Here is a 17,352-nt window from a genome sequence, read left to right as displayed (position 1 = left end):
TTAGCATAGATGATTTCGGTGTGTCCCTTTGCTATTGATCCGATAATACTATCTTACAGCCTTTTCCCCCTAGCGCGGATGGTGATTGGGTTGACATGCGCGCGAATAAAGGAGGCACTTGGGCGGTAAAAAGACGAATCCAATTTAATTCAGCCTCGCTTGCGGACTCAGCGTAATTTCAAACGCGCGTCCCCAGATGAAATCAGGATTGTTATATTCCAGCAACGCACCATGATATGTCGAATACATTAGCTGCCCGTCACAAATTTGACGAATGGCCGGATTGCCTTGCCCGAAAGCCGGCTTGCTTGCCAGCTCAGCGGTGTGTGTCTGCATGAGATCACGCAGCAAGCTTTGCAGATGAGCGTAATCCTCTTGCGAGTTAAACAGCAACATATTCTGATCCGCCAGTGTTGCCACATTGGTATACAGGGCATGCGCACGCGAATAGGTACGAACATCGGCAATGGCTACCGCTTTGTAGCTGTAGTCCTTCAGGAAACGTTTGAATAACAGCGAGCCGTGCGCATTCATGGCATCCCGCAGTTGATGTTCATGCTTTTCAGTAGTAATCAGCGCAAATCTCGATTGTGCCATGCCAACCGCAAGACCAATTTTATTCCCCGGTGTATTCCAGGCACTGTATCCAAGCACGCGTCCGGTATATGGACTATTCAGCAACGCTTGAGCAACATCGATATTCGCTGGCCCTTTACCCACAAAATCAATCAGGATCGAAGGAAGCCCTTGTTCTCCATTGGAAGCCAAATGCTCCACCGCCGCCTGCATCTGATCAAGTGCCGTGATGGCAATGATCTCTATATCCACTGTAGATTCAGCCCCATCCTCAACCATTACGCCGCCAACGATATCGACGTGGTGCACCACATTTTGGTGCACATCCATATATTCGTAGGTATTGATAATCGTCGAGCCGTGAGGACCATAATACTTGACGCCATATTTCGTTTTGGCTCCACCTCTGAATAACTGGTTCGCCATTCGGGCAACCAAAGCATGTCCCAATCCGTCTGCATCCGGCAAAATAATCGCTCGATCCGGGTTCTGCCCATCCGTACCGCCAAGCCATTCGTTAATCCGCGCTTCGACGTACTTGATCTCGTTGATCTGGACACCTTGAGTATTCGCATCATCCACACCAACGGCAAGGAAATCAATATAACCTGTACGAGCGAGCTGATCCAGAATGTATCGATTCGTTTTGAATTTGTGCTGTCTTGTATTGTAGTATTTTGGTTTATCAAAATAAGTCGTTCCCCCGTATTCCACACCATCTGGAGAAACGTTATATCCTTGGATAATATCTTCAAATTCCGTATAAGTTTGACGTGGCTGCTGCATCAGCGCCCGGGATTCATTATATGCATCCAATGCCAGACCATCCGCAAATGAAGTCGTTGCAAGCCGCATAATGGTATCCATTACAAACAGCGGTTTGCGCGGGTACTTCGTTTTAATCGTTCGAATGACATCTAGCAAACGGGTGGTTTGCTCGTCATATGACGGATACGTTCCCCCGCCGTTTTCGCGAAGCTGACGACTGCCGATCAGCCCACCATAGGCAAGCATATCGGTCGAAATAATGAAACCATCTGCCTTCGCTGCATGTTTGACAATGAAATCATAAATGTTGGACGGATTCCCGTAAACGGGCGTCGAAGTGCCGAGCAGCGTTGTGCCATCTGTCGTCTTCTTCGTATCCAAACGATTCTTGATATCTTTCAGGTTGGGTGTAACGATGTGAAGACCGGCTGCTTTCCCTTGTACAATGACGTCATCCAGATTCGCCGGACGATCATCGAGTGGTACATACAATACTGTTTTCATATCATGTAGCCTCCTGTTTTTGATATTCTTCAATACCCGGTCAGGGCAAGGGCACAATCACCGAAATGAAAAAAAAACCAGCTTTTTGCTGGCCTGTTTTTTCATATAAGAGCTACTGTCCGCCTTTTGCTCATGGTTTAGACATTGTGCTCCATACGTTGCTCCCCTCGCTTCTGATCCGATAATATCATCATACCTTCTTTTCTTCCTCATGCAGACGGTATTGTGGATGAATTACGCCGATTTGTCGTCGGTTTTATGAGAAATGGTGTTTCACACTGATCTATGTTCACGCGATAATATAACGGAAGTTCTCCCAAATTTCTGGCATAGGTTCCTCATGTTTGGCATGGTGATAGAAGCTGAATGGAAATTTAAATATATGCCCGCCATACCAGTCACGGCAGCGCCGATCCGTTAACCAGTACTCCAATTCATGAGGCAGAGCGCGTGAACGCTCAGCTTGTGCTAAAGGCAGCACGTCCACAGGGGATTGCAGTGTAGCTGCCTCTTGCGTCATATCGATATGGCGGCTCAGGCGCAGGGCCTTGACCATCTTGAGAAAAGGGGGAATGCCTTTATAGAACAGAGCCTGATATCCCAGCTCATAAAGCATGTTGAGCGCATGACCGTAGGTAAGCATATGTCCAATCAGATCATGATGTGCTTCCGCCTGATAGATTGTGCGAAACGCACCAAGTTCCTCCAGAATGAACTGAGATAACTGAATCGGATGGAGAATTTCAGGGAAATGATCGTTCTCGTCCGGATGCATATGACGAATCTCTTTCACCGTTGTATTCACCCAGGATCTGCCTGGAATCGTGCGTTCAAATGATTCAATTAATTGAGCAATCTGCTCAATCTCCTCTACGGTGCCCCATCCTTCCAGTTCACGAATGGCTTTGAGACTAAGCGCTCCATAGATCACTTGGTGTCCTACCCAGTGCAGCTCGCCAATCGTGTGCTCCAGTGCGCCTGCAATACGCGCCTCGGCTTCTTCTAAAGGCATACGCTCACTTGGTGAGGCCGTATGACTGTTACGTGTCCCATGCTGGCGGAGCATCGCTTTCGCTTCGGCGGTAACACTGCCCGCGGCAAGGGCGGTGAGACGATTTTCCCTCACCCAAAAATAAGCTGCAATTGCCCCTGCCCCATAATGGGCATGCCATAGATCACCCGTGCGTTCCCGACTGGACGCAATTGTCGCTAGTCCCTCATCCAACAAACGTCGATCCAAGTATGCCATCCCCCTTCAAGTTACGGAAGCCTCGCTACAAACCGGACTACCCTGATCTCAATACAATAGAGCGTTTACTTCTATAACATGATGGAGTTCAGATACTTATTCCCCTTTTGCGCTATAACTGATCTAAGAACTTTTAACCTGACATTCCAGTAGCAAAATATCCTGATGAGTTGCTATTATCCCCCTCGAATCGAAGCGTACCCACTTGATGTATCGTAGCTTCTAGCGGGAAAATCTGCGCTTTTCGATTAGAAAAAAACCAAACGCGTTCTTTCCTCACCACAATAAACAAACCGTTTCGATCACCTACCGGAGAAAACGAATCACTTCCTTCACCCCAGCGGAGTAATCCCGCTTTCTCCAATTCATGCACCGTGGCTGGAACATCCTTCGAAACCAGCCCGATCTCACACACCTTCAAAATATCTGCCACCGAAAATGCGCGCTCTTGCTCGTTGTTTTCCTGATGATGGGCAATCAACTCCACGATATTTCCCGCCGGGTCTTCAAAATATAACGAATGTGAATCCCAATTGGTTGAATAAGTCTGGTTCCGCTCTCCATCTGTACTTAGCGTTACCCGTGACGCTGCCCACTGCTTCGCTTGCTGAAACTGATTCGTCGGAATCATCCAGGCAAAATGATAGAACGGTTCGATGCCCTTTTTCTCTGCTTCGAATGCAGGGTTCCACTGTTTGAATATCATTTCGGTGCTTCCGGCCTGCAAGGTAAAAGCCTCCTCCACAGAATTAACCTCGGATACTCTCATGCCCAGCGTAACTCCATAGAAATGGTGCAGTTCCTCCAGCTTTACGGTATAAAACAAAACTTGTTCGATGATCACATGCTTCTCCCATGCATTTTCTCCCATTCACTCCACGGCACCAAACCAAGCTCTGGCTTCGCTTCGTCCGGCAGCACAGCAATGAATTCTAACGAGTGACCATCCTGATCGGCAAAGTAAACAGAAACCGCTGGCATCCAGCCAAATACATATAGCTCTCCAATGTCATCATCCAGAAAATTACGGGTGGAGATGCCCTTGTTTTCAAGGTATTCAACGGCATGTTTCATATCTTCCAGGGATACTTGAAAAGCAAAGTGCTGACGTTGCACCTGCGCGGGGTCTTTCTCCCACAGCCCTAGCATGGCATGGCGTTCGCCGCCAATCCAGTAAAATAAGTATCCACGTTCCGGGTTCTCACTAGCAAGAGGTAATCCAAGTACCTTCTCGTAGAAATGATGTGATCTTTGAAGGTCTGTCACATTCAGATGTGTTTCATATAAACCTTTAATCATGCTGTATCCCCTCCTTCTATTTCGTTAAAATGATGAATTTATGAGACTGAAATGATCACCCACTTGTCAGTTTGGGATACTTTACAATGCTTTCCTTGCCGCCGTTAACGTCTGAGCCAGATTCAGAAAAGATCCGAGTACGCGCTGCACCCGTTCCTCAATATCCTGACTACCTTCGTATTCCTCATATCCGTCAAATGTCGCTTCAAATCGTCTGCGCTGTGCACCACCAATGGAGATCCATTCTGGAGCATTAATCCCGTGCAGATTACGTACCATGGTTTGCATTTGGGTAAGCGAGCTTACACCAACAGCTCCTCCCGCGGAGCTGATCGATAAAACCGGTTTACCACTGAAATGGGCCTGACTTAGATGATCCAGCGCATTTTTAAGCACACCGCTTATGCTGCCGTGGTACTCTGGGGTAGACAGGATAATGGCATCCGCCGCAAGCATTACGGTGTTCAATGCCGCCAGGTTCTCATCGGTCTCTTGCTTTTCATCCGGAGCATAGAATGGCAGTGGTTTTTCATACAGATTAAACAAGCTCGCCTCGTGTCCTTGTCCTTGAATGATCTCTACGGAATATTCACCCAGGCGTGTGCTTGTTGCATTTCTTCGGTTGCTGCCTGCCAATATCACAATATTCATTACATTCACTCTCCTGATCGCTGTTATTATCGTCATCCATGCTCTTGCTTCTCGACTTTGGTTATCCTTATTTTACCTTGATGCAGGGCAGCATTCGTCAGCTAATGGACTTAACTTCAGCACAAAAAAACTCAACCTTTCGGTTGAGTTCATACGACTTTAGTCTGAATTTTGTCTGAATTTGGCGACTACAATGATAGCCTGCAACTCATTACAGTTCCCAGCCATTCCGAACAGCATGAAGCGCTGCCTGAGTTCGGTCTGCAAGCCCTAGTTTATCGAGCAGATGACTGACATGTGTTTTAACTGTTTTCTCCGTAATCACAAGCCGAACCGCAATCTCTTTGTTGCTTAACCCTTGAGCGATCAGCCCCAGCACTTCCCGTTCACGGCGAGTGAGTGCATTTAGACCTTCATCGGACGGAGGACTCGATGGATTAGAGTTCCATGAATGACTTGAATGATTTGAATGATTTGAACGACTTGAATAACCTGGTTCATCTAACTTACTCGGATTACTCCGTTCACTTGGTCCACTCGTTTGGTGTGCAGCCTGGTTCGAACCTTGGAAAAGCGTTTCCTCTTGAGAGTTGCCCTCCACTCGACTTGCTTCTGACAGCATATCCATCGTTGCCATGACATGCATCAATTGACTTGCAGCGGCCGGATGTAATTCGACCTGACCGGAGTGCACATTACGAATCGCAACGGCTAAATCCTCAGGCTCGATATCTTTGAGTAGATATCCCTTGACACCTGCACGAACGGCAGGAACGACATGATCCTGATCCGAGAACGAAGTTAGCACGATAATCCGTGTATGTGGCAGCAGACTGCGCAAACGCCTGGCTGTTTCAATACCGTCCATAACAGGCATATGAAGATCCATCAGAATAACATCCGGCTTCAGTTCCTGTGCTTGCTCCAAGGCTTCCTGCCCGTTTGATGCTTCACCAATAACTTTCATATCTTCCTGCGTTTTCAGAAAAACATGTAGTCCCCGTCTGACCATGACATGATCGTCGGCAAGTAGAATTGTAATTGGTATCATTGCCTGCCTCCTGACTCTATTCCGCCTCATACGGAAGTGGTATAACTGCGGTCACGGTTGTCCCTTTACGCGAAGAACTCCATATATTTAGTTTGCCTCCGAGTGATTGTGCGCGCTCTCTCATAATCGACAATCCGAGTGAATTTTCAGATGAAGGTTCACGCCGCTTGGCACCGCCCTTTCCCTGATCCGAGATCGTGAGCTTCGCCTCACGTTCACTGAATTCAAGCATTATGCATGCCGAAGACACCCCTGCGTGCTTCCGAATGTTATTCAGCGCCTCCTGGCCAATACGCCACAAACCTTCTTCAATAAAACGTGGTATGGAGCGCATTCCCTTACGATCAGCGATAACTCGAAGCCCCTGTTTTGCCCCGTACTCCTGTAGCGCGCTTACTAATCCGGCCTCCAAACCTGATGGACGAAGCTGCATAATTAACGCTCGCATCTCCTTAAGGGCTTCCTGAGACAAGGCTCGTATATCTCTCATCACTTCCGCTGCCGGATGTACCGGTTCCGTACCGGAGAGCATACTCTCTGCACCTTTTGCCGTCAACGATAGGGAGAACAAAATCTGATTCACCGAATCATGCAAATCGCGAGCAAGCCGATTCCGTTCTTCAAGCCTCGCCAGTTCGCGCCGATGATCTGCCAGCTTCAGGCTTTCCTGTGAAGCAATGATATGCTCTGCCAAAGCCTCAAGGACTTCCCGGTCTGCCCGGATCAAATCCAGGGATCGTGATTCAGTGCCAATGATCAGCACTCCCGGTTCCTCTGGCGCATGATACGGAAGAGGCACGCCAACCCCCGAAGCAAATTCACACCATGGAGAATCAAGCTTACATTGACCGAATATTTCTGTGAGTTCATCCGCGGATAGGATGGCTGCACGATAGTGATCCACGATTCGATCCATAAGGCGTGTCCCTTCCAAGGAAAGCGGATCTGTCGATTCCGTCCATACCTCACCCTGTGCATACATTGCCTGGTTATGAAATGTGCCATTCGTTTGTTTTATAAGTGCAGAGAACGGCCAATCAAAATGCTTGCCAAGCAACCTTACCACGGTATTAGGCAATGCATTCGCTTCGGTACATTCATTGACAGCAAGGCTTAATGCTGTACCGAAATCTCCGAGCCGGGCATAAAGTTCTGCCCGCCGTTGCTCTGCGCGATACAATCGCATTCGCTCCATTGCACTGCCAATCTGATAGGCTACCGCCTGCAATAGTGCGAGTTCACTATCGCTGAAAACCTCTTTGCCTGGCGCTGCTACATTGAGCAGTCCCAACATTCGTTCTCCCGAGCGCAGCGGAACTGTAGCGTGGTGTGTAATATCTTGTGTGTCTCCCCACTTAAACTCGACAGCATCTTCAAGACGCTTGCAGTTAATGATATTGACCGCATGTTGCAGCCGTCCGTCCCGGAAACGATTGATACACCAGCATGTTCCCATGCGCATGGGCTCTCTATCGTTTCGTATTAAAGCGGGTGGCAAGTTATAGTCTGATACACAGGTATACTCTCCGCGTTCATCGATGAGAAAAAGCCATCCCGCCGTGAGTCCGGTCAGCTCAAGTAATTTGCCAACAACCGTATCCAGCATCAGACTCAGGTCGTTGGAGGTGTTTAACGTTTCCGCAATGGTTTTCAGTGTCACCATTTCCTGCATTCCAGCCTCTTCCGGCATCGGCTCTCCCCCTCAGATGCTCCGTCTATGATTTTGTCCAAACCATTGTAACCAATCCTTCGGGGATATGAAAGCTTCAACTTTTTGCCTTATGCTCAGCCAAGCTTCTTCCGTTCTTTTCTTGTGCATGAAAGAGGTTCCATATTCATCAGTCCACGGTCAGACAAAGCCAGCGCCAATTTGTAAAAAGCACGGGTGCGAATCTTCGTATAGGTATCCTTGCTCACAGGCGGATCAAAAACATGGTTGTATATTTTATAGTCAAAAACATCATCGTCCTTCATATAGCGCTCGTGTACAAGTAATCGTTCTTTCTCGCTAAGACGAGATACGATATGATCAATGGTATCGCAGTAAGCCTGACGCGCACGCTGGACATCCACATTAAAGATGGCCGTTCTTGCGGTAGAATCCCCCGTGACATTGGTAGCTCCATGCAAACGTTCCGTATAACTTGCGGTCACCTGCACCTCACGTTCTTCAAAAGCAATCGTTTTATAAATCCGATACTTCTCCAACACAGCCTCGACAGCTGCCTGCGTTTTACGACGATCCAGTTCCGGTAATATCAATTCCATATTTGTCATCGTTGCCATAGTCATTCTCCTCCTAATGTTCATTGCCTCTATATTTCATTCCATTTGATGACTCATACTGATACTTCTTACTCATCCCCATCTTCTAGCGAAAACAGTCTCTCATCTAGAATTGTTCCGATTCTTCAAAATGTAACGTTTTTTGTTTTTTTTCTGATGTTGCCTTTTGGAAACAAGTTCTTGTTTACATAACGTTCGTATTTTTGTTCGCATTTCTATTAGAGGATACCACTTTATGGAGAATAGAGTAAACCTTCATTTTGGGTCATTTAGACGATAAAATAAAACCTTCGCTCTCATTATCTATACCTTTTGGCATAATTGTTTCATATCTCTTTACCTAATGGTATATATACGATATAGTACAGATAATTACTGAACTCGTATAAGTCATTTGTTTTTTATTATTTAAGAAGAGCGATCATTTGCACGATAACGGAGAGGACAGAACGAACCGGAAGAAGCGGAGCGTTCGCCTTTATCACCGGATTTCTCCCCTTGAGGAGAAGAATATTGGAAATCCGGGGATAACAGCGATCGGTAGGTTGTTCTGTTATCGGAGTGTCCTGTGCAACAGCGTTGTCTTAACTTATAATCACAAGCACTTATGACGAGTCGAAGGAGATGCATGAGTTGTGGAGCACGCTTTTGGTCCTTATATGAAACAACTGCGAGAGCAGCAGGGATTCAGCATCAACCAGCTCGCCGAAGCGGCTGGAATAAGCAATTCACAGATTTCACGGATTGAAAATGGTGTGCGCGGGGTGCCTAAACCAGCAACGATCCGAAAGATTGCCGACGCACTCGCCGTACCTTACTCAGACATGATGAAACAGGCAGGTTATATGGAGACAGGGCTTGAGGCGAACCATCAGGAAGTGCCGGAATGGGCGACGTACAAGGATCGACGGGACTTTAAGAAAATGCTGGAGGATGATGACGATCTGATGTTCGACGGTATCCCGCTGGATGAAGAGGACAAGAAACGGATCAAAGACGTGCTAACCGGTTTGTTCTGGGAAGCCAAACAGATGAATAAACGGAAAAAGCCAGGCGAATCGGATCAACGCCCATGAGACCAGGACGCGAGTTCAAACTTATTGAAACTGCAGGTGAGATCATATGGATGACATCGTAACCAAGCTGATTCGCAAACACCGAACCAACTGTCCATTCAGCATTGCCCGTGCTGTAGGAATACAGATTCGTTTTACGAATCTGGGCAAATCTACGAAAGGGCTGTATTTCCGTAAACTTCGTCGCAGATTTATTGTGATACACAATGACCTGCCGCCCGAATGGCAGCGCTTTGTATGTGCACATGAACTGGGGCACGACAGACTGCACAAAGGAATTAACCGTTTCTTCCTGGAGGAGCATTCCTACTTCGCTCCAGGCAAACTGGAGAGACAAGCCAATCTTTTTGCCATTCAACTTTTGACGGCCGGAATTACACCCGAACCGGATGAATCTCTTGAGAAATTTTGCTTACGTACCGGACTGCCGCGTGAAGCGCAGCATTTTTTTTACAGCAATTAAGAACATACGTTCTTTATCATGTAGTGTTGAACCCGTTTTCCAGGCAGAATCAGATGTCACTTTCAGGTTACTTATTTTTACGCAAATCACGAGATTTCCTCAACATAGTCTGTTAAAATACTACATGAGCTGTATAAACGCTCTAATAGATTACTATTTTGGGAGGTTTCGGATTCATGAAAAACTGGAAAAACGTTGTTTCACTTCTGCTAACGGTTTGTTTACTGTTCGGCAGTGTAGGCATTGCGGCAGCAGCAACGGATTCTGCTCCAGGAACAGGTAAACACATCACTATCCTACATACCAATGACATGCATGCTCGAGCCGTGGAACAATCACCTGCTATGGGTTTTGCCAAAGTCGCAGGCATCGTTGACAAATATCGCAGCGAAAATCCTAACACCCTCTTGCTGGATGCAGGCGATGCGGTACACGGTACTACATTTGCAACTCTTGTTAGAGGCGAGAGCATTGTGCAGGTCATGAACGAAATAGGCTATCAGGCGATGGTCCCTGGTAACCATGAATTCAACTATGGCTCGGAACGTCTCATGGAGCTGGCGAAGATGATGAAATTCCCCATGCTCAGTGCAAACGTAAAGAAAAAAGACGGAACTCGTATCTTTGAACCCTACCTTATTAAAGAAGTGGATGGTGTGAAGATCGGGATTATTGCCTTGACTACACCAGAAACCATGTACAAAACGAACCCGAAAAACGTAGAAGGTCTGCAAATTACTGACCCTTCTGCAGAAGCAAAAGTTCTCGTGAATGAAATTCGCAGCAAAGTCGATGTTGTTGTAGTTCTCGGACACCTTGGACAAGATGTTTCCAGTACGGATACAAGCTTCAAAGTCGTTAAAGAGGTGCCAGGCATTGATGTGTTCATCGATGGGCATAGTCATACCGTATTGAAAAACGGACTTGTATCTGATCATGGAACTTTGATTGCAAGTGCAGGTGAATATACGAATTATGTAGGTGTCATCGACCTTTGGGTAGACGGCGGCAAAGTCTCAAAGAAAACAGCAACATTAATGGATGAAACCGGGGCCAAAGACATTAAACCCAACGGGAGCGTTGCCACGCTCGTAAGTTCCATTCAGAAAAAACAAGAACCAATCCTAAAAGAAGAAGTAGCAAATACGGCTGTCCTGCTGGACGGGAAACGTGAACAAGTACGTGCTGGCGAGACTAATCTGGGTGACTTGCTGGCTGATGCAATCCGTGATGTCAGCAAAGCCGATATCGCATTGACTAACGGCGGTGGCATTCGTTCTTCTATTGAAAAAGGCATCGTAACTAAAGGGGATGTCATTACCGTTCTTCCCTTTGGCAACCAGGTCGTAACTCTTGATGTAAAAGGCTCCGATATACTCGCAGCCCTGGAGAATGGAGTAGGTTCATACCCGGAACCAAGTGGTGGATTCCCGCAAGTATCTGGAATCACATTCAAAATTGACGCCACTGCTACAAAAGGCAGCCGTGTTCATTCCGTAATGGTCGGTGATAAAGCTCTTGATCCAACAGCGACTTACACGCTTGCAACCAATGATTTCACAGCTGTGGGCGGTGACGAATACACGATGTTCGCCAAGTATTCAACAACCGGCATGTACGGTGCACTGGATGAGGCATTGATCAACTACATGCAAAAGCTCGGCGCAGTCGATATTAAAGCCGACGGCCGCATAAGTGAAGGCAAGAAAACCGCTGTGGAACCAGAAGTACCGGGCACTGAGGCTCCGGCTCCTATTCCAGTACCAACCAAGCCTCAACCAGAGAAACCAAAACCGGAGAAACCGATCAAACCAGCACCGGGCAAACCGGCTCCATCCCCTGCTAAATTGCATATTGTGAAATCAGGCGAATCTCTGTACTCGATCTCCAAACAATATGGTACAACATGGCAGAAATTGCAACAGCTCAACAAAATCAAAAATCCACACTGGATTTATCCAGGTCAAACACTGAAATTGCCTGCTGCTTCTTAATCTGCAGCCATTTCAAATCAATGAAGAAAGGGAGCCCTTGCCCAGATCACTGGATAAGGACTCCCTTTCTTTTTCTTTTTCGTTGGCATGAAAGAACTCCGTTGGGCGAAGCCTCCGTTTGAAGTCTTTGATGTGAGACATCGTTTAAATGGTTGCACACAAATTCAAAAATAAATCTCTTGCATGCCTCTTTTGACTTCAAGGTTAATGTCTCCCCCCTGCTGAACTAGAACATATATGCCTGTAATATCCGTACTTATGCGATTTACAGCATGGATGAAGCACAACCATTCTTAAGCTAGTTTTGCACAATTACACCCTTATTACTTCGAATAGCCAATCTTTCGATAGCTTTATGAGCAAAAGCGGAACTAACCTCAGCTTCATATTTCAGATATAGTCACTAGGTATGATTATTTTCTGTGATTATGCTTTCTTTCCACTTCTAGAGTCCCGTTTTTCAAGGAACATCCGAATTATGCAGCTAAAAATAAAGATCGACATAATATTCAGTCCTATTATATAGGCAAATGTCATCTATCATAAACTACTATCATGTACTACTGTGTTTTCATCACTTCTTCGCTATATCCTTGCTTAATCTCGGCGAATTTGCTCTGTTACGTAATTTACAGCTTCCTGTGCCGACATACCGATTCGCTTCGTTTCGCCTGAAACAGCAAACATATGGGAACCCAGTTCCACTTGTGCTTCGGCTGCTCCTCTGCCTATAACAATGTGTACAGGTAGCCCGATTAACTCGGCATCCTTGAATTTTACGCCCGGACGCTCATCCCGATCATCTACAAGCACACGGAATCCACCATCCATTAACTGTTGCTCCAACTTTAGAGTTAACTTCTGTTGATGTTCGTCTTTCCAGCTTACCGGGATAAGATGCACCTCATAAGGCGCTACAGATGCAGGCCACCGGATCCCCTCTTCCGTCGCGTACTGTTCAGCAATAGCTGCCATTAAACGAGATACCCCGATACCGTAACATCCCATTACAGGCGCACACTGACGGCCATTGCGATCCAGGAAAGAAGCTCCCATGGCGTCGCTGTACTTTGTACCCAGCTTGAATATATGCCCTACTTCAATACCTTTGGTGAACACAAGTGGTTCGCCGCATGATACGCAACAATCCCCTGCAGTGGCAAAACGGATACGCTCGACTTGATCCAGCGCAAAATCCATGCCTGGACGAACACCTGATAGATGCATGCCAGCCTCATTCGCTCCGGTCACTGCATGTTTCATGGTGGCCACATCAGCGTCTACCACCATACGTAGCCTAAGCCCTACTGGTCCAAGATAACCGACGGTGAGATTGGAATGCGCGGCGATAGTTGCATCGTCAGCCAGCTCCAATTCCTCTGCGCCAAGCACCTGTTTCAAGGCAATATCGTTCAGTTCATGATCCCCACGAACGAGGGCAGCAACAAGCTGACCATCCGCCAGATAAAGCAATGTTTTGATCATATCTTCGGCCTTCTGATCAAGGAAAGAGCATAATTCTGCGATGGTTCGAACACCTGGTGTCTCAATCCGTAACACTTCCGTGTGCTCATTAGCTTTTGGTTCATTCGTAAGGATAGCAGGTTCTACGGATTGAAACGCCGCCTTCTCCAGATTCGCAGCATAACCACATATCTTACACGTCACAATGGTATCCTCTCCTACATCTGCCAACGCCATGAACTCATGTGTCTCGCCTTGTCCACCAATCGTTCCCGCATCTGCTTCAACTCGAAGAAAGTCCAGGCCACAGCGTTCCAGAATGCGGCAATATGCTGTATTCATTGCCTGATAGGTTCGATCCAGTTCCTCCCAATCTGATGCAAATGAATAGGCATCCTTCATGATAAATTCCCGGCCACGCAACAAACCAAAACGCGGACGGCGCTCATCCCGGAACTTGGTTCCGATCTGATACAACGTAAATGGCAACTTACGGTAAGAGTTGACCTCGTCACGAGCTAAAGCCGTAACGACCTCCTCATGGGTCGGTCCAAGCGCAAACTCTCTCATATGCCGGTCCTTCAGGCGCATTAACTCTGGACCATATTGCGTGTATCTGCCGGATTCCTCCCATAACTCTGCTGGTTGCATAATTGGCAACAGCACTTCCTGGCACCCGGCACGATCCATCTCTTCCCGGACGATTCGCTCGACGTTCAGAAGTACACGTCGCCCGAGTGGTAAATAACTGTATATTCCCGCGGCCACTTGACGGATCATACCCGAGCGCAGTAGCAGGCGGTGCCCCGTTGCATCAGCCTCTGCTGGTGCTTCGCGTAATGTTGGAACAAGCATTTCACTTTGACGCATCTTGAACACACTCCTTGTTTATCAGATAGGCAAGTACTGCACACATGAAGCCTTGAATAGCAAAAAGACGCATTCGTCAAGGGACGAATGCGTCGTGGTACCACCCTTATTTAACTGTATTCAGTCGTTTCATGTCTCGCTCTGCTAACATACAGTCCTCTGGGGCGTAACGGACCCTTCCGGCGAAGGTTGCAGTCTGTTATGGAACAGACATTCCCCTTGGCAGCTAACGAGGTAGGAATTGCGCAGCAGCAACAGGAATGTTACAGCAATCCATTCCCTCTCTGTTGAAGCGAGCTTACGTAATTATATCCTCGGTAAACGCTATTTTTCATTTTTGATCACATTAGAACATTTAGTCGAACTTGTCAATAAATACAACTAAACGAATGGATCACTCCAAACAAGGATGCCCGAGCTCCTTCAGGCGAAATCCATAACAATGGCTGACACAGCTCCAGGTTCACTGTAGAATAGAGTTTAACATTTTACGGATCTAACGTACGGATCCCTGAGTGGAAATTTGTATCCTTCATAAAGGAGTTTATCTTATGCCCTATATTATATATGATCTTGAATTCACAGTAAGTCGCAATGCACGCTACTCCTCTGAAATTATTGACATCGGTGCCGTCAAAGTGAGCGAGAACCCGGATTCAGGTCTTACCGTCATCGACACCTTTCATACGTATGTCCGTCCGTCTAACAAATCCGTCCTGTCCACCGACACCGTTCAGTTTACAGGAATCACGCAGAAGGACATCGATGCAGCCCCTCTTTTCCCGGCAGCACTGAGCCAGTTCATCGACTGGATGGGCAGTGAGCCGTATTATATGTGCTCTTGGGGACCAGATGACCGCAACAAACTTATCTCCCATTGCCGAACACACCAGCTGGATGTGGCCTGGATTACCAACCACAATGATTTACAGCAGCAATGGTCGCGGGCCATGCACAAAGAAGGGAAATTCCGGCAACTGGGACTTGCCCAGGCTCTTGAACTTTGTGGAATTGAATTTGACGGTACGCAACACCGCGCTTTGGATGATGCCATCAATACGGCTAAAGTGTTTATGCACCAGTTCGACAAGTTCAAACTTGAACATAATTGCGCAGCGGATGATGAAGGCGTTGCTTCCAAAGTGGTTTACTCCAGTGCTGTGGATGACGAGGAAAAGGAATCGCCGTTTGGCAATCTTGCCAATCTGTTTAAAGCCAAGGAGTAAAACGAAGTTCGGACGTTAACCTGTAATCTGAAATTCATTTTGGATTGTACACTTGCCGCCAGCGCTCCAAATGTTCTTGCATCAAGGTACGACAATGTTCCGGTTCCAGGATCTCAGCTTCTGGTCCGTATCTGGATATCCAGACAAAAAATCCCTCTGCATCACTCACTACAGTTTCAAACAATAGGGTACCTTCAGGCTCTCTGGTCAGAACAGGTCGCACAAAAAAGCGTTCTTGCATCACGCGGTCCACAACTAGGGAAGAGAATCGGATTTTAACCACCGTCTCTTCTGTACTTCCTCTTGAGATCCAGGCAGTACGGAAATAAGACTGGATTAAATAATCATTTTTGCGGAAGGTGCGTGGAATGATTCGTAAATCTTGCAATCGGTTTACCTGAAACGTTCTCATGCTCTCTGAGGGATGGCAATAAGCTAACAGATCGAATTGATATTCCCGAGGTATCAGGCAATACGGATCAAAGCGAATCATCTCCGTTTCTTCCTGAGACTGATATGTCCCTTCCATGCTGTTCTGTGAAATTCCGGCTTGAAGCAACAAAAGGAGCGAATCACTCGGTTCATCTCTGTCATTATTTTGCCAGAAGATTCCTCCCTCTTTAAACATTCCTCTGATCTGCTCAGCCCATTCCACTCGTTCGGTTTTGTTCTTCTGACTTGAAGCTACTACTTTCTCGTAGGCACTCTCAAAGGCAGGCTTTAGTAGCGGACGAATATCTTCCATAACGTCTGCAAGCTGTATGAATGCTTGAGCTTCCTCGTCAGACCAATTTAGCGGATACATGGCAAAATGGCTGATAAACATGTACCCTCTTCCGTGTCCCATATTGGCGATCGGAATATGCATTGCACTGAGGGCCTCCATGTCACGGTATATCGTCCTTTCCGTTGTCTCGCACCTCTCCGCAAGCTCCCGAGCCAGAATACCCGGCTTGGCTTGTACCAGCGTGATAATGCGCATTAATCGGATTAGTCGGTCTGTCATTTGCCCAGGCCCTCCATGATGTTGTTTCAAATAGTGTGATATAGCTCCATCCTTAACTGATATAGTATGGATATATACATTCGACTTGTTATTTAACTTCACCTTCAACACTTATGTAAACTGATTCTCTCTGTACGGTTACTACTTGATCCTGATCCCTTATCATTCACCCGACATTGCTCTTCCACGATTTTGATGACCAGTAGTAAACGTAATTCCATAATGGTAACGAAGCTTCTCGACAATCTCGGCTTCTGCAAAATAATCCAGATCCTGCTTGCGTGCAGCTTCGATAAGCAGTGCATCGGCATGACGACGTAGCATCTCGCTCCCTTCCTCGATCCGGCCTCGTTCGTAAGCACGTAGAGCTTGCTTGAGTAATGGTACAGTTTCATTCAATTTAATCGTTTTCTCTACTTTGGGATCTTCAGGCTGTCTTAGCATCCCGAGGTGACTTGTATACTGAATATAGAGTTGTTCCCGACGAAGAAGAACACGCTGACTCTGCTTTAACTTGCGGGTACTCCAGTAGGCAGAACATATCGCTGCTTTTCCTGAAAGATGCGGTCCTACGGCAAATTCCAGCAGAATCTGTTTACTTTCTCCCTTGAGTACATCACCAAGTCGTAGTACCCAGCCAATATCTGTTTCTTTGGATCGGCATCCGTAGATACCTTTAAGCTGGACACCATATTCCGGTTTGAGCAAAAGCTCTAAATCTCTCGACATAATTTTGGGTGCTATTTTCCTAAGTCTTTTGGCAGGGGACCCGTAACGCCACTCTACCATCATATATACGGGATCGGCTCCCCCTGTCGGTATGGCCTCTTTATTCCACGAATAAGATACTTCAAAGACTGAGTTCACTG

Annotated in this window: 15 protein-coding genes; 4 read left to right on the top strand and 11 right to left on the bottom strand. The window is 46.9% G+C overall.

Translation table 11 applies throughout. The annotated features are described in order from the left end of the window. Window positions 1-144 precede the first annotated feature (144 nt). The 8 genes from M3629_RS21080 to M3629_RS21040 all read right to left on the bottom strand — a co-directional run bounded on the left by M3629_RS21080 (window position 145) and on the right by M3629_RS21040 (window position 8,366). Window positions 145-1,848 (bottom strand): DUF4127 family protein, encoded by a 1,704-nt coding sequence (locus M3629_RS21080; protein ID WP_251509917.1) that lies wholly within the window; start codon window positions 1,846-1,848, stop codon window positions 145-147. Window positions 1,849-2,137: 289 nt separating this feature from the next. Beyond that, window positions 2,138-3,088: a hypothetical protein gene (locus tag M3629_RS21075; protein ID WP_251509916.1), complete on the bottom strand. Its 951-nt coding sequence runs from the start codon at window positions 3,086-3,088 to the stop codon at window positions 2,138-2,140. A 142-nt stretch (window positions 3,089-3,230) separates the two neighbouring features. Next, complete coding sequence (locus M3629_RS21070; RefSeq protein ID WP_251509915.1) at window positions 3,231-3,941, bottom strand: VOC family protein; 711 nt, start codon at window positions 3,939-3,941, stop codon at window positions 3,231-3,233. After that, window positions 3,938-4,396 (bottom strand): VOC family protein, encoded by a 459-nt coding sequence (locus M3629_RS21065; RefSeq protein WP_251509914.1) that lies wholly within the window; start codon window positions 4,394-4,396, stop codon window positions 3,938-3,940. Before M3629_RS21065 ends, M3629_RS21070 begins: the two co-directional genes overlap by 4 nt. 81 nt (window positions 4,397-4,477) lie before the next feature. Further along, the gene (locus M3629_RS21060; RefSeq protein WP_251509913.1) at window positions 4,478-5,047 is read right to left on the bottom strand and encodes an NADPH-dependent FMN reductase; all 570 of its coding nucleotides are present in this window, start codon (window positions 5,045-5,047) and stop codon (window positions 4,478-4,480) included. A 211-nt stretch (window positions 5,048-5,258) separates the two neighbouring features. Beyond that, the gene (locus M3629_RS28475) at window positions 5,259-6,098 is read right to left on the bottom strand and encodes a response regulator (protein WP_285888962.1); all 840 of its coding nucleotides are present in this window, start codon (window positions 6,096-6,098) and stop codon (window positions 5,259-5,261) included. 16 nt (window positions 6,099-6,114) lie between these two features. Further along, window positions 6,115-7,788 (bottom strand): GAF domain-containing sensor histidine kinase, encoded by a 1,674-nt coding sequence (locus tag M3629_RS21045; RefSeq protein WP_251509911.1) that lies wholly within the window; start codon window positions 7,786-7,788, stop codon window positions 6,115-6,117. A 95-nt stretch (window positions 7,789-7,883) separates the two neighbouring features. After that, window positions 7,884-8,366, bottom strand: coding sequence for an ArpU family phage packaging/lysis transcriptional regulator (locus M3629_RS21040; RefSeq protein WP_251510294.1), 483 nt, complete (start codon window positions 8,364-8,366; stop codon window positions 7,884-7,886). Between the two features lie 653 nt (window positions 8,367-9,019). Here M3629_RS21040 and M3629_RS21035 point away from each other — a divergent pair. The 3 genes from M3629_RS21035 (at window position 9,020) to M3629_RS21025 (ending at window position 11,917) form a co-directional block, all read left to right on the top strand. Next, window positions 9,020-9,460, top strand: coding sequence for a helix-turn-helix domain-containing protein (locus tag M3629_RS21035; protein WP_353056765.1), 441 nt, complete (start codon window positions 9,020-9,022; stop codon window positions 9,458-9,460). Between the two features lie 46 nt (window positions 9,461-9,506). Next, window positions 9,507-9,923, top strand: coding sequence for an ImmA/IrrE family metallo-endopeptidase (locus M3629_RS21030; RefSeq protein WP_251509909.1), 417 nt, complete (start codon window positions 9,507-9,509; stop codon window positions 9,921-9,923). Between the two features lie 176 nt (window positions 9,924-10,099). Next, on the top strand, window positions 10,100-11,917 hold the full coding sequence (locus M3629_RS21025; RefSeq protein ID WP_251509908.1) for a 5'-nucleotidase C-terminal domain-containing protein: 1,818 nt from the start codon (window positions 10,100-10,102) through the stop codon (window positions 11,915-11,917). A 597-nt stretch (window positions 11,918-12,514) separates the two neighbouring features. On the opposite strand, the gene M3629_RS21020 is transcribed toward M3629_RS21025, so the two are convergent. Next, window positions 12,515-14,251: a proline--tRNA ligase gene (locus M3629_RS21020; RefSeq protein ID WP_251509907.1), complete on the bottom strand. Its 1,737-nt coding sequence runs from the start codon at window positions 14,249-14,251 to the stop codon at window positions 12,515-12,517. A 551-nt stretch (window positions 14,252-14,802) separates the two neighbouring features. Between M3629_RS21020 and M3629_RS21015 the strand changes: the two genes are divergently transcribed. Next, the gene (locus M3629_RS21015; protein WP_251509906.1) at window positions 14,803-15,477 is read left to right on the top strand and encodes a 3'-5' exonuclease; all 675 of its coding nucleotides are present in this window, start codon (window positions 14,803-14,805) and stop codon (window positions 15,475-15,477) included. Between the two features lie 34 nt (window positions 15,478-15,511). Here the strand turns inward: M3629_RS21015 and M3629_RS21010 are convergent, their stop codons facing one another. Both M3629_RS21010 and M3629_RS21005 read right to left on the bottom strand, forming a co-directional pair. Then, window positions 15,512-16,483 carry a helix-turn-helix transcriptional regulator gene (locus M3629_RS21010; RefSeq protein ID WP_251509905.1) on the bottom strand — a complete coding sequence of 324 codons (972 nt, stop codon included), beginning with the start codon at window positions 16,481-16,483 and terminating at the stop codon, window positions 15,512-15,514. Window positions 16,484-16,645: 162 nt separating this feature from the next. After that, a complete protein-coding gene (locus tag M3629_RS21005; RefSeq protein ID WP_251509903.1) occupies window positions 16,646-17,350 on the bottom strand; it encodes a hypothetical protein in 705 nt (234 codons plus the stop codon). Window positions 17,351-17,352 lie beyond the last annotated feature (2 nt).

Origin of the sequence: Paenibacillus polysaccharolyticus, assembly GCF_023714295.1 — a bacterium.
GTDB classification, from domain to species: Bacteria; Bacillota; Bacilli; order Paenibacillales; family Paenibacillaceae; genus Paenibacillus; species Paenibacillus polysaccharolyticus_A.
This window is presented reverse-complemented; position numbering and strand designations above follow the sequence as displayed.